At 45.5% G+C, this 13,744-nt stretch carries 15 protein-coding genes; 4 read left to right on the forward strand and 11 right to left on the reverse strand.

Translation table 11 applies throughout. The annotated features are described in order from the left end of the window. Positions 1-3: 3 nt before the first annotated feature. Positions 4-615: an NUDIX domain-containing protein gene (locus HFD99_RS01045; RefSeq protein ID WP_016822265.1), complete on the reverse strand. Its 612-nt coding sequence runs from the start codon at positions 613-615 to the stop codon at positions 4-6. Between the two features lie 133 nt (positions 616-748). Between HFD99_RS01045 and mciZ the strand changes: the two genes are divergently transcribed. Further along, positions 749-892 carry a Z-ring formation inhibitor MciZ gene (gene mciZ, locus HFD99_RS01050; protein WP_016822266.1) on the forward strand — a complete coding sequence of 48 codons (144 nt, stop codon included), beginning with the start codon at positions 749-751 and terminating at the stop codon, positions 890-892. A gap of 68 nt (positions 893-960) precedes the next feature. Here the strand turns inward: mciZ and HFD99_RS01055 are convergent, their stop codons facing one another. Further along, positions 961-2,094, reverse strand: a complete 1,134-nt coding sequence (locus HFD99_RS01055) for a tripeptidase T (RefSeq protein WP_016822267.1) — start codon at positions 2,092-2,094, stop codon at positions 961-963. A gap of 85 nt (positions 2,095-2,179) precedes the next feature. Here HFD99_RS01055 and prli42 point away from each other — a divergent pair, with 85 nt between their 5' ends. Continuing rightward, the gene (gene prli42, locus HFD99_RS01060) at positions 2,180-2,284 is read left to right on the forward strand and encodes a stressosome-associated protein Prli42 (protein WP_016822268.1); all 105 of its coding nucleotides are present in this window, start codon (positions 2,180-2,182) and stop codon (positions 2,282-2,284) included. Positions 2,285-2,407: 123 nt separating this feature from the next. Here the strand turns inward: prli42 and lipB are convergent, their stop codons facing one another. From lipB to HFD99_RS01090, 6 genes are all read right to left on the reverse strand, one after another. Further along, positions 2,408-3,106 carry a lipoyl(octanoyl) transferase LipB gene (lipB, locus tag HFD99_RS01065; RefSeq protein WP_016822269.1) on the reverse strand — a complete coding sequence of 233 codons (699 nt, stop codon included), beginning with the start codon at positions 3,104-3,106 and terminating at the stop codon, positions 2,408-2,410. A 45-nt stretch (positions 3,107-3,151) separates the two neighbouring features. After that, the gene (locus tag HFD99_RS01070; protein ID WP_025365153.1) at positions 3,152-4,546 is read right to left on the reverse strand and encodes a dihydrolipoamide acetyltransferase family protein; all 1,395 of its coding nucleotides are present in this window, start codon (positions 4,544-4,546) and stop codon (positions 3,152-3,154) included. Positions 4,547-4,635: 89 nt separating this feature from the next. Beyond that, positions 4,636-5,622 (reverse strand): alpha-ketoacid dehydrogenase subunit beta, encoded by a 987-nt coding sequence (locus HFD99_RS01075; RefSeq protein WP_016822271.1) that lies wholly within the window; start codon positions 5,620-5,622, stop codon positions 4,636-4,638. A 2-nt stretch (positions 5,623-5,624) separates the two neighbouring features. After that, entirely contained in the window at positions 5,625-6,653 is a 1,029-nt protein-coding gene (locus HFD99_RS01080) for a thiamine pyrophosphate-dependent dehydrogenase E1 component subunit alpha (protein ID WP_123797346.1), read from the reverse strand. Between the two features lie 140 nt (positions 6,654-6,793). Then, positions 6,794-8,215, reverse strand: a complete 1,422-nt coding sequence (gene lpdA, locus HFD99_RS01085) for a dihydrolipoyl dehydrogenase (protein ID WP_123797347.1) — start codon at positions 8,213-8,215, stop codon at positions 6,794-6,796. Positions 8,216-8,336: 121 nt separating this feature from the next. Then, positions 8,337-8,570 (reverse strand): hypothetical protein, encoded by a 234-nt coding sequence (locus HFD99_RS01090; RefSeq protein WP_017427510.1) that lies wholly within the window; start codon positions 8,568-8,570, stop codon positions 8,337-8,339. A gap of 207 nt (positions 8,571-8,777) precedes the next feature. Between HFD99_RS01090 and HFD99_RS01095 the strand changes: the two genes are divergently transcribed. Together HFD99_RS01095 and HFD99_RS01100 are read left to right on the forward strand one after the other, a co-directional pair. Next, a complete protein-coding gene (locus HFD99_RS01095) occupies positions 8,778-9,374 on the forward strand; it encodes a thymidine kinase (RefSeq protein ID WP_026065459.1) in 597 nt (198 codons plus the stop codon). Between the two features lie 169 nt (positions 9,375-9,543). Beyond that, positions 9,544-10,320 (forward strand): sporulation protein, encoded by a 777-nt coding sequence (locus HFD99_RS01100; RefSeq protein ID WP_025365154.1) that lies wholly within the window; start codon positions 9,544-9,546, stop codon positions 10,318-10,320. A 121-nt stretch (positions 10,321-10,441) separates the two neighbouring features. Here the strand turns inward: HFD99_RS01100 and HFD99_RS01105 are convergent, their stop codons facing one another. From HFD99_RS01105 to HFD99_RS01115, 3 genes are all read right to left on the reverse strand, one after another. Beyond that, positions 10,442-10,846, reverse strand: coding sequence for a hypothetical protein (locus HFD99_RS01105; protein ID WP_045244451.1), 405 nt, complete (start codon positions 10,844-10,846; stop codon positions 10,442-10,444). A 359-nt stretch (positions 10,847-11,205) separates the two neighbouring features. Further along, positions 11,206-11,709, reverse strand: a complete 504-nt coding sequence (locus HFD99_RS01110; RefSeq protein ID WP_045244450.1) for a hypothetical protein — start codon at positions 11,707-11,709, stop codon at positions 11,206-11,208. 169 nt (positions 11,710-11,878) lie between these two features. Further along, the gene (locus HFD99_RS01115; protein ID WP_016822278.1) at positions 11,879-13,579 is read right to left on the reverse strand and encodes a methyl-accepting chemotaxis protein; all 1,701 of its coding nucleotides are present in this window, start codon (positions 13,577-13,579) and stop codon (positions 11,879-11,881) included. Between the last annotated feature and the right edge of the window lie 165 nt (positions 13,580-13,744).

Consider the following 13,744-nt stretch of genomic DNA (forward strand, 5'->3'; position numbering starts at 1 on the left):
CGCTTAGAAGCTCCCTGTTTGTTGGCGAAGTTGCCACGCATAGACGGCCAGAATCGTTTTGGCATCACTAATGCGCCCTTCACGAATAAGTGTGTGTGCTTCTTCCAGCGTCACCTCAAATAGCTCCAGAAATTCATCCTCATCTGGTTCCATCTCACCTCGCTCCAGTTCTTCGGCCACATACAAATGTATGATTTCATCCGCAAAGCCAGGAGAAGTATAAAAAGAGTGAAGCAACTTCAACGATTTGGCTGTATAGCCTGTTTCTTCTCTCAATTCACGTCCCGCTGCTTCCATCGGGTCTTCACCTCGCTCCAGCTTGCCTGCGGGGATTTCAACCTCACAGCGCCCCATAGCTTGTCTGTACTGGTCCACCACCAGCATTTTCCCCTCGTGCAGAGCCAAAATTGCCACTGCACCTGGATGCTTGACGATTTCACGCTTTCCAGTTGAGCCGTCGGGAAGCTCTACCGTGTCTACCTGTACCGTAATGACCTTTCCTTCAAAGATAGGCTGTGTGGATACGGTCTTTTCCTCCAGCGCAGGATTGGAATAAGGCTTGCGAAGTGCATGGCTTGTTGGATTGTTCACTTGTTCGTTCGTTTGGTCGTTCATCAGGCATGTTTCCTCCTTCGTCTTCTATCTTTCTTTCATTATTAATTATCTCCAACATTAGTCTAACTTGTCCACTTGGAACATATGCTGGGGGTAGTATATCAAAACTTCTGTTATAAGGAGATTTCAGAACATGAAAAGCTACCGGACTGAAACCACTCTCCATATCGTCGGCAAAGCATGGCAGATTCAAGCCCTCCTGCGTCAATGGCAAAAGGAATATGGACCTACAGCTACTATTGCTTCGCTAATTGTTCCAAAAAAGGTTCAGATCTAAAGGAGGAACACCGTTCCTTTCTTTAGCCTGAACCCTTTATCGTATATTGTAGATGTAAAAAGTAAGTCTTACTTTGTAGTTTCTTGGATCAGAGCTACGACTACTTCAGCAACCTTCACTAGATCATCGGCCTTGATCTTTTCCTCTGTTGTGTGGATGTTCTGGTAGCCCACCGCCAAATTCACCGTTGGAATTCCAAGCCCGTTGAATACATTAGCATCTGAGCCGCCACCCGAATGGAAGGTTGATGTTGCCAGTCCCAGCCCTTGAATAGCACGCTGAGCAACCTGTACAACTTCATCATGCTCCGTAAAGCTGAATGCTGGATAGATGACTTCACTACGGAACTCTCCCTGGGCACCAAATTCACGCGTAGTGGTTTCGAGCGCTTCACGCATATGCTGAATTTGATGATTAACCTTTTCCTGTACAATACTGCGAGCCTCCGCACGGATCAATACAAAATCGCAGACCACATTCGTCGCGCCGCCGCCTTCGAAACTGCCGATGTTAGCGGTCGTCTCCTTGTCAATGCGTCCCAATTTCATTTTAGAAATTGCTTTAGAAGCGACTTGAATGGCACTGATGCCGTCTTCAGGATTGACTCCCGCATGTGCAGACTTCCCAGTAATTCTCATCTCAATACGTGCCTGTGTGGGAGCAGCTATACAAATAGAACCCACCTCACCGTTCGAATCCAAAGCGTATCCGAAGTCAGAATCCAGCACTTCCGGCTTCATCGCCCGTGCACCCATCAAACCAGATTCCTCTCCAGCCGTAATCACGAACTGAATTTGACCATGGGGAATGTTCTGCTCGCGCACGACACGAATCGCCTCGAACAAAGCAGCAATCCCAGCCTTGTCGTCCGAACCCAAAATTGTCGAACCATCACTGCGAATCCAGCCATCCTCACCCAACTGCGGCTTGATACCCTTACCTGGAGTTACGGTATCCATGTGACAGGTAAAAAATATTTTGGGTGCTTGCTCCACACCTTCCGCTTTCCAGGTAACAATCAAATTACCCGAACCATGTCCCGTTCTTTCGCGGGAATCGTCTTCTACGACTTCCAGTCCAAGTGCATTAAACTTTTCTTTCAGAACACGTGATATTTCCTGTTCATGCTTTGTTTCACTGTCCACCTGTACGAGTTCCATAAATTCCTGTACGATTCGATCTTTTACTATCTCTACTGTCATTAAACTTTCCTCTCTTTCCCGATTACGTTACAATACGGATAGATGTTCTTATCTATGACTTAAACCTATCCTAAAGGAGTTACACATGTCTAACAAAAAATGGGTTCGTTTTTTCGTCTACGTTATGCTCGCAGCTATGATTGGTTCTACGCTGTTCATGGTGATTGAGCCGTTTATTATGCCACTATAACAACTACACCGCTCAAGTTTGGGCTACCCAAGATCCGTTACAAGCTATGTGTGGACGAGCTGCTGCACAAGCAAACAAACAGGCGGGCTCCCGTGTCAATCACACAATTGCCCGCCTGACCTTTTATTGGAAGGAATGCGTCTGCCATTGCGCAGCAAATGAAAATTGCTGTTCAAAGTACGGCACAATTTCCCTCGCAATCTGCTCTACCGAAAAAGACTGCTGTGTACAGTCCTCTAATGATGTCACACCGTATTCCTGAATTCCGCATGGAACAATGCCTTCAAAACCTTCATGCTGTATTCCTGACTTGATGTTAAAGGCAAAGCCATGGCTGGTTACGAAGCCCCGACGGTGCTTACACTTGTTAAATTTGACACCAATGGCCGCAATTTTAAGATTCCCGATCCATACCCCCGTATATTCAGGCTTACGACTCCCTTCAATCCCATAAGATGCCAGCAACTGAATGATCACTTCTTCCAAACTTCGAAGGTATCCGTGCAGATTTAACGCCTCTCGGTTTCCAAGCACAAGTAAGGGATATCCGACAAGTTGCCCTGGTCCATGATATGTAATGTCTCCCCCACGATCAATCTGAAAGACGCTGATGCCCTGCTCTTTCAGCTGCTCTGGTGTGAGGAGCAGATGCTCAGGATGCCTCTGGGAACCAATGGTGTAGGTTGGCGGATGCTGGAGAAGCATAAGCGTTTCTCTCGCCTCCCCCGCATCCAGCTTTCCCACAATCTCCTTCTGGACATCCCAAGCATGGGCATATTCCATCCTATTCGTATAGGTTACATCAAGCGGTCGTCTGTTCACGGCCTGTCACTTCCTCTCCGTCCATTTACCTAACTGTTCGGATGATTAGTACAGCTTCGTATCTAAGGTGTAGCCTTCTAGATTTTCTTTAACCCGTTGCAGGAATCGTCCGCAAATCACTCCGTCTAAAATACGATGATCCAGCGACAGACACAGATTAGCCATCGAGCGCACCGCAATCATATCATCAATAACCACTGGTCTTTTAACAATGGATTCAAAGGTAAGAATTGCAGCCTGCGGATAGTTAATCACCGGATAAGATAAAATGGAACCAAAGGAACCGGTGTTGTTGACGGTGAACGTTCCACCCTGCATGTCGTCCAGTTTGAGTGTACCTTCGCGAGTTTTACGTGCCAAATCGTCAATTTCACGAGCTAAACCAGCAATATTTTTTTGGTCGGCTTTTTTAATAACAGGAGTAAGAACGGAGTCTTCCGTGCCTACGGCCAACGAAATATTGATGTCTCTTTTGATGATAATTTTATCGACTGCCCACACCGAATTCATGATCGGATATTCTTTGATTGCATTCACGACTGCTTTCATGAGAAAAGCCAGATACGTAATATTGATGCCTTCTTTTTGCTTGAACTCGTTTTTGATCTTGTTGCGGAGCATCACCAGATTGGTCACATCCACTTCAATCGTCGTCCAGGCATGAGGAATCTCCGAAACACTTTGCCGCATATTACGGGCAATTGCACTACGAATAGGTGTAACATCAATAAAATACTCGGATCTGTTATTGTTCCCACCCTCAACTTCAATCATAGGAACTTTCGGTGCTTCCGTTAAATGAATGCCGCTGTTGCGCACCGGAATTGTAGGGTCCATATTTTGAACTGGTGCACTATGCTGAGCGGCGGACTGCTGTATTCCTGCAAAAGGAGATCCTTGACCTTGGGTCGTCCCAGTCGTTTGGTCAGTCACTCCAGTTGGAGCTGAGCCGCCCTGCTGAACAAAATTCAGCACGTCTTTGCGAGTAATTCTTCCCCCCATGCCTGTGCCTGGCACCCTGCTTAGGTCCACATTGTGCTCAGCAGCCAGAGTTTGAACTGCTGGAGAAAAACGTCCGCGCATGGACTGATCCGATCCAGCACTCTGCTGGGATTGTGCTTGTACGTTGCCTTGAGATGCTGATGCCGCTGGTGCCGCTCCTCCTGTTGATGCTGTAGGTGCAGCCGACTTCGTCTGGATACGGCAAATCAACTCGCCTACCGCTACCGTCTGACCTTCCTCCGCCAACAGGTCACCCATAATGCCATCCAATGTGGATGGGATTTCAGCGTTCACTTTATCTGTAATGACCTCGCAAATTGGCTCAAATTGCTCTACTGTGTCACCAGGTTGTTTGAGCCATTTGGCAATTGTTGCCGATACGAGTGATTCAGCCAATTGCGGCATGGTCACGTCGTTCCATTGTGTTTGGTCTGACATTTTTTTCAACTCCTTAACATCATAGAAGGGCGCGTTTTATCGCTGCCCCACTACTCTTTTGGAATACTTTCGCCCGAATCTGCTCTATATTAATACATGGCGAGACGGCGCATGGCTTCCTTCACTTTATCCTTGTTTAACATATAAAACTTCTCCATTGGTGGACTGATCGGCATGGCTGGCACATCAGGAGCGCACAGACGCTCAATCGGTGCATCCAGTTCGAACAGACACTCTTCATTAATAATAGCTGATACCTCGGCACCGATACCGCCCGTTTTGTTGTCCTCATGAACGATTAAGACCTTACCTGTATGTCGTGCAGCCTCGATAATGGCTTCGCGATCCAATGGCTGGAGTGTGCGCAAATCCACAACATGTGCGGTAATGCCCTCTTCCTTCTCCAATTCCTCAGCTGCCTGCATAACAAAATGCAATGGCTGGCTATAACCGATGACCGTAATATCGTCACCCTCACGCAGTAGATTAGCCTTGCCGATTGGAACGATATAATCATCCTCAGGCACTTCACCCTTAATCAGCTTGTAGGATTTTTTATTTTCAAAAAACAGCACTGGGTCAGGGTCACGAATGGCTGCTTTCAGCAATCCTTTGGCGTCATAAGGTGTAAATGGAGCAACAATTTTCAGACCCGGTGTACCAAAAAAGATAGATTCCGGACACTGAGAGTGATACAAACCACCAAAAATACCGCCACCGATAGGTGCGCGGATCACCACAGGGCAATTCCAATCGTTGTTGGAGCGGTAGCGGATTTTAGCCGCTTCACTAATAATCTGATTCGTCGCTGGCAGCATGAAGTCCGAATATTGCATTTCGGCAATCGGCTTCATTCCGTACATTGCCGCACCAATTGCAACCCCTGCAATCGCCGACTCTGCCAATGGTGTATCCATGACACGTTGCTCACCGAATTGGTCCATGAGCCCCTTAGTCGTTGTAAAAACACCGCCTTTTACGCCGACGTCCTCACCTAATACAAAAACCGTTTCATCCTGCTCCATTTCTTCCTTCATAGCAAGACGTATCGCATCAATATATTCCATCATCGCCATAATTACCGACCCTCCCCATCGCTATCAGCATACACATGCAGTAGCGTATCTTCGGGCTTAGGAAAAGGCGCATTATCTGCATATTCAATGGCTTCCTTGACTTCGAGCAGCAGTTCGGCCGACAGATCTGCATCTTTGGCCTCATCCCAAATGCCGCATTCGATCAAGTAACTCTTCATGCGGGCTACGCCATCCTTGGCCCAGTTCTCATTCACTTCCTCCTTGGTCCGGTAAGCCAGATCATTATCCGAAGTGGAGTGAGGGGACAGACGGTACATCATGGCTTCGATTAGCGTAGGACCTTCACCGCGGACAGCACGTTCACGTGCTTCCTTCACCGCAGCATATACCGCTAGCGCATCATTACCATCGACACGAATACCAGGGAATCCGTAACCCAATGCTCGGTCGCTTACCTTGCCTGCCAACTGCTTATGAATCGGAACCGATATCGCATATTGATTGTTCTCGCACATAATGATGACTGGCAGCTTCTGTACACCCGCAAAGTTACAGCCTTCGTGAAAATCCCCCTGATTGCTGGAGCCTTCCCCAAACGTAACAAACGATACAAAATCCTTTTTCTGCATCTTGGCGGCCAGCGCTACACCGACTGCATGTGGAACCTGTGTGGTCACTGGGCTGGAGCCTGTCACAATACGCAGTCGTTTACTACCAAAATGCCCCGGCATCTGGCGACCGCCGCTATTAGGGTCATCTGCCTTGGCAAATGCCGACAACATCAATTCGCGCGGTGTCATGCCGACTGCAAGCACGAATCCGTAATCCCGGTAATAGGGAAGGAAATAGTCCTTTTCCCGATCTAAAGCAAAAGCTGCACCTACTTGTGCCGCCTCCTGCCCAATACCGGAAACGTGGAAGTTAATTTTTCCTGCCCGTTGCAGGAGCATGTTGCGCTCGTCAAATCTTCTTGCGAGCAACATATATCTGTACATATCAATTACTTGTCCGTGAGTAAGTCCCAGCTGTTCATGTCTGAAGCCAGCGTCTACAGCGCCTTTAGAACTCATTGAGGCACCTCCTTAAATGTCAAACATCCTACTTTCAGCACCTAGTACCATCTTGTCTTAAAACCTGGTACTAAACTCTGACTAACCCCATTATAATCCTTTTCGCCCCAAAAAGAAAAGTACCGATTTATTTGAAACGTTTATATGCCTATCGCTTGTCCATCAACAGCCAGCATCGCTTCTCCCAAAATCTCCGACAACGTTGGATGCGGATGAATAAGCTGTCCGACTTCCCACGGCGTAGCATCCAGCAATTGCGCAAGAGCGGCCTCACTGATCAGATCCGTTACATGCGTACCGATCATATGTACACCGAGAATATCATTAGTTGTCTGGTCCGCCACCACTTTAACGAAGCCGTCCCGACTACCGTATACTAGCGATTTCCCGATCGCTTGGAAAGGGAACTTCCCTGTTTTCACCTGGTGTCCACGTTCACGGGCTTCTTGCTCCGTCAAGCCGATGCTTGCGGCTTCAGGACGTGTGTAAATACACCGCGGAATCATATAGTTGGGTACGCTGTGAAACTCTTCGCCCGCCAAATGATGAACTGCCTGCAAACCTTCATGACTTGCTGCATGGGCCAGTTGTAAGCCGCCGATGCAATCCCCGATGGCGTAGATATGTGGCTCATTTGTCTGCAAATGCTCATTAACCGAGATAAACCCACGCTCCACGCGGATATCTGTATTTTCCAGCCCAATATTTTCCACATTCGCCTGACGACCTACAGAAATGAGCAGTTTGGAAGCACTGAGAGTTTCGGTTTCTTCTCCTTTTTGCACGTCAATCTGTACGCCTTCCTCATCCTTGCCATAGGTTTCGGCCAACACTTGTGCCCCCGTCAGCACCTTGACACCACGCTTGGTTAACAAGCGCTGCATTTCACGCGAAACGTCCTCGTCCTCCGTAGGAATAAGTCGATTTGCGGCCTCAACCACTGTAACCTCCACGCCAAAATCATTCAGCATGGAAGCCCATTCCACGCCAATGACACCACCACCTACGATAATCAGAGATGCTGGCAGCTTCTCCATAGTCAATGCTTCGTCACTGCTCAGAATAAATTCGCCATCTGGCTCTAATCCAGGCAGCACACGCGGACGTGATCCTGTTGCAATAATGAGATGTGCAGGAACAATCGTCTCCATCTCACCATCTTCTAGCTCCACAGCCACTGCTCCGCTTTTAGGAGAAAATATAGACGGTCCAATCACGCGTCCCTTACCGCTCAGCACCGTAATTTTATTTTTACGCATCAAAAATTGAACGCCCTGGTGTAGCTGCTCCACAACGGCTTCCTTACGTTCCTGAACCTTGGGAAATACAAGCTGTGCTCCCGATGTCTCGATACCATATTGCGCACTTTCTTTAATCGTTGCATATACTTCCGCACTGCGCAGCAAAGCCTTGCTTGGTATACAACCTCGGTGCAGACAGGTTCCGCCAAGCTTGTCCTTTTCGATGATAACCACTTCCTTGCCGAGCTGAGCTGCGCGAATTGCTGCTACATACCCTCCGGTTCCTCCACCCAAAATAGCGACATCACAATGTATAGTCATGTTTCTCCTCCATTAACATTGATTATATATAGCTTATTGTACTCTCTTTATTTCACTGTACAAAATATGGCGTTTAGGCATAGGCTGCAAATCATCTACCTAATCTAGATATCTCTCCATATCATTCATACAGCGCATCTCGTAATTTGGTAGACATTCTTGGACTTTGTGCTGATTTGGCTCGTAACGCCTTGCGGAACGATTCATTTTGCTTGTTCAGAAGATCTAGCTCTGTCTCCAGCTCAATGATTAGCTCCAGAGCTTGCGGGCTAATCAGTCCTTGTTCCAGTAATGCTCTTCTTTTGGCACTATAATCCGTGTTTTTTTCGTCCATGCCTTCCACTCTTCCCTTCATTCCACTACGCTTCACCATATCATGCCCGCGGCGGCAGAGCAATGACGACCACATTTACGTTTTAAGAATAGACATACAAAAACATGTCGAAAAACAATATATTTTCTCTAGTCTGTATGTGGCTCGTTATGGTAATCTATAATGGCGTTTTCTTTCGGAGATGAAGATTTACAGCATAATGTACATGTTAAGAGAGGGGAATTCGCTTTGCCTACAGGACGAATTACGATAATTACAGGCCCCATGTTCAGTGAAAAATCCGGCGAATTAATTCGCCGTTGTCAGAAACTAATCCAATACGGGCATCGCAAGGTGGTCGCTTACAAACCAGCTGAAGATAACCGTTATGCCGAGGACGAAATTGTAAGTCGGATCGGATATCGGCTACCCGCTATCTCTATTCCAAGAAAACTTACGGATGAGCTCGTTCAGCATATTTTGCAAGAAACGAAAGATGCCGATGTGGTTGCCTTTGACGAAGTCCAGTTTTTCAGTCGACATATTATGTCGCTCATACAAGAGTTAGCTTATTGCGGAAAGCATGTCATTGCCGATGGGCTGAATCTGGATTACCGAGGCAAGGAGTTTGGCTATGTCGGTGGTCTGCTCGCTATGGCGGATGACATCGAAAAGCTGACTTCCTTCTGCGCTGTATGCGGCAGTTCGGAAGCAGTATTTACACAGCGTATGGTCAATGGAAAACCTTCCACTGTAGGACCTATCGTGATGATCGGTGACTCTGAGGCTTATGAGCCTCGTTGTCGTAAATGTTTTATACCTCCCCATAAAGTGAACTGCGATTAGTAAGCTACATGGGTCAGCAAACTCCATGCGCCTACTTGTTTTCCATTACTTTTTTCTTGCATTTTTTTGGAACGGTTTAAGCTATTTCCCCGTATATCCGGTTAAGCTGTACAGGTTCTTAGTTTTCGTGTGTTTACCATAACCATAAGATTATCGGGGGGACGGAATGATGAGTTTCTTTAACAAGATCTTAGCAAGTGCAGGAATCGGTTCAGCCAAAGTCGATACGTTAGTGGATCAAACTGTATATGTGCCTGGAGAAGAACTTAGCGGCATCATACGTATCAAGGGCGGTAAAATTGATCAGGAAATCGGCAAAATTGATATTGAGCTCAAGACTGAATATATCGTAGAGCACGATGATAAAAAAAACGTCACCACCTGCTGCATTGCGCGGATCAAGGTATCTGATGGCTTTCATCTAAAGCAAGGACAGGAGCTTGAAATCCCCTTTTCCTTCAGATTGCCTTTGGAAACCCCTGTTACTCATGCCAAACAGCCTGTCTGGCTGGAAACAGCATTGGATATTGGCATGGCTTTGGACCCGACCGATCGTGATTCACTTAAAATCGAGCCGCATCCTTATATGAGTACGGTGTTTGAGGCGGTTCACCTGTTAGGCTTCCGATTCCGTTCCTCCACCTGCGAACGTCACCCCAAGCTTGGACGCGGTGTTCCATTTGTGCAGGAGTTTGAGTTTACGCCTGGCTCGGAGTATGCACGGGATATCGAGGAGCTAGAGCTGATTATGCAGTTGGAACCCGAGGGGGTACATGTGCTTGTAGAAGTAGATCGTAGAGGCAGAGGCTTGTCCGGTTGGCTTGAGACTGCCTTTGATATGGATGAGCGTCATGCCTGGTTGAGCTTAAGCAGGGAAGAACTATCCTATGGACCAGATCATATAGCTGATGCGCTAGAGGAATTGATTGACAGGCAACTTCGCTAACAATGTAGTAAATATAGCAAAATACTAACAAAAAACTCCTAACCAATTTATTTACATATGGTTGGGAGTTTTTATGAATTATAAGAATTCTTTAATGATGGTCCTCAATAGTTTGCATAGACTAAAGTGGCAGCATATCCTGTCTTTCCGCCTTATGCTTACACTCTTTACATACTCCATATAGCGAACCATTATCATCAGCATAAAAGGTTAATTTTTCTTCTTTTTTACAAAAGGAGCATTTTTGCTTGCCTGTGCTCTGGATTGAGTCAGACAGTCCAAACCCAGCTTGAGTCTTAATATCTGCCACTTTTGTATTTGTGCGTGTCCCAGAAGACATTTTAGACTTCATTTCATTTGCGGTGCGGGATTGCCGGGCAGGCTTACGAGGACGAAATTCAATGACATTATTGCCCCGATGTTCATTCGCTTGTTTATTGCTGCTACGTCCACGCCATGCCATAACAATCCAACCCAACGCCACTAACAACACGCCGACGATCACCCAAGTCAGACTATTCCACATGCTCTCATCCCCGCCTTTGCTTTAGAATCTTTTGCATCCATACCACTAGCCCGTTCAATACGATGACTTAGCCTATAACATATGATTGTATATATCCGTGTATACAGCCTCTATGTTGGTCATTCGATTGCTACCCATGTAAAAATCTACCCTCCAGTGAAACATCCGACTCGCCTCTTAACGAGACATTGATCATGTTAGGTAAAACATGTTATGCCGAGGAGTAGTTTGAGCCTTTTTACAAATTGTACATCATCCTTTTGAAAAACGATAATATCCACTCTATGGACATCGTGCTCCTTATCATAATGCTTATCTACTTCCCGATGATGAGCACAAAAATGTCTCAGATGGCTACATTACTCCCCTTGATAATAAAAATCAATGAATCTTTTCGTCAACGGATTAAATTTATCAAAACGTTTGCGATGTGGTAAAAAGCCTGACTTATGTACTTGTTCTGCTAGTGTTTCTACATGTTCAAATCGCTTGAAAAAGGGCAGCGCAAAAGTGTAGATATCTTCAGTAATCTCTTGGATCACTCGTTCTCTTTCTGCTTCTGTGGACACAAGATAATCCCTGTTGCCTGTATATTTCTTGGTTAAAGCGATCAACTCACTGTGAAAACAAGCCCCTGTACTATACTTCTTTTTTATACTTTTAGATTCCACGTTAATGTAAACTTTTAATGCACTATATTTGGTCGCGCCAAAACAAATTTCAAATATAAATTCCTTGTTTTCTTTTTTCAAAACTTTTCTGCTTTTCAGATATTTAAAATCATTCAAAAATGGTACAGCTATGATTTTGTCTATCGATAACTGACGCAGGTCACTTGCTTTAAGTTCAGTCTTATTGTCCATGATATCACTCCAACTCAAAGAATTTCCCATCATTATATCATATCTTTCCAATTACAGACTCTGCATATCTCCACGGTAAAATCGCAATCTATTAATTAAAAATGAATAGGAAAAAAGCCCCTCACAATAGAGCGGCTTTTTCCCCTGAAATATAGAAACGGTATACGATTTATACCTTGAATTTACCAATTTGTCCTTGTAGGTCTTCTGCCATTTTGGACAGATTTCTTGCAGAGGAAGCAATTTCCTCCATCGATGCCAGTTGTTCTTGAGTCGCGGCAGATACGTGCTGTGTCCCGGCTGCAGCCTCTTCAGCAATCGCTGAAATTTGTTTAACAAAGCCAACAATCTCATCGGTACTTGCAGACATTTGCTCCGATCCAGCAGAGACCTCTTCAATTTCACTGGCCACTTTATTAACAGTTTCCTGAATAAGCTCAAAGGATGCACCTGCATTTTGCACGACTTCCCGACCTGTCATGACATCTCGCCCATTGGATGCTACCGCCTCAATAGCATGCGAGGTGTCCTTCTGTATCAATCCCACCAGCTCCGTAATTTGTTGAGCAGAATGAGCCGATTGTTCAGCCAGCTTACGCACTTCACCTGCAACTACAGCAAAGCCGCTACCGTGGTCTCCTGCGCGGGCTGCTTCAATGGCAGCGTTCAGGGCAAGAAGATTGGTCTGACTTGAAATATTGGTGATGACATCAATAATCTTCCCAATTTCATCTGAACGCTCTCCCAATCCAGCCATAAGATCAGCCAAGCTATTCATAGAGTCATTCACACTATTCATCTGGACAACAGCCTGCTGGATCAACTGATTGCCTTCAGCTGATTTGTGAGCTGCATCCTGAGCTGATGCAAAAACATTTTGCGCACGGATTGCAATTTGTTCCACACCAATGGACATTTCCTCAATAGCCTGGGATGACTTGGTTACCATATCTACTTGATCGCCCGTCCCTGTAGCTACTTCTTGCACTGTTTCGGTGATTTGTGCAGTTGCTTGGCTATTTTGCTCTGCGCTGGCCGTCAATTCTTCCGAGGAAGTGGTAACCAACTCAGTCGTATTACTTACAGACTGAATCAGTTGACGAAGGTTTTCAACCATAGTATTAAAGGAATGCGTCAGCGTGCTAATCTCATCCTTGCCCTTCACGACAATAGCTTCCCCAGTAAGGTCACCGGACGCAATGCTTTCAGCAGCACGACTGATGCGCAAAATAGGCTTAGAAATAATTTGGGCTATAATGATCGCCATGATCAATGCTAGGATAACGGCTGCAATGCTCAAAACAATTACTAATTGTCTACCTAAAATAAAGTTATCAACAGCTTCTTTTGTAGTCAGTTTTGATCCATCTGCATTCAACTTAATAAGCTGAGCGATCATATCGTTTGAACTATACCATAACTTATAGGATTCCTGGTGAAGGATGCTTGACTGAGTGTAATCATTAGCTCTCCCGGCTGCAATCACTTCTGGCAACTTATCCAAATACTCTGTATACGCTTTGGAGAATTTTTCATACATTTCACGTTCCTTAGGGGTAGCAATTAATTTTTCGTAAGTTTTTCGGCCTTCTTCAACTTTTTTTAAAACCTTATCATATTCGGCCTGAACCTTCTCCATTTCCTCCGGGTCACGTTCTACAATAATATTTAATGAAAGCCGCTCTACATCAGATACATCACCATTTAGTGTTCCGAGGATGGTCACACTTGGCATCCAATGGCTATCAATTTCCATTGAAGTATCGCCTAATTTTTTCATTCTCGAGATCGATACTGTACTAATCACAACCAACAGGATTATTACCGCAAGGAAACCCAATAACAATTTTGTTCGAATGTTAAATTTCATATATTCGCTCCTTAGTTCTCTATATAATAGATATTATATCGACAAGAATCGACACATTGTTTATATCAAAATTAAAGAGAATTTCAGAACTGTTTACAAAAGGAAAACTTTTCTTCGTGATTGTTATATAACTGATTGAGGCATATAATAAGCCGCGTGAGAGTA

Origin of the sequence: Paenibacillus sp. EKM301P, assembly GCF_011800295.1 — a bacterium.
Classification (GTDB): domain Bacteria; phylum Bacillota; class Bacilli; order Paenibacillales; family Paenibacillaceae; genus Paenibacillus; species Paenibacillus polymyxa.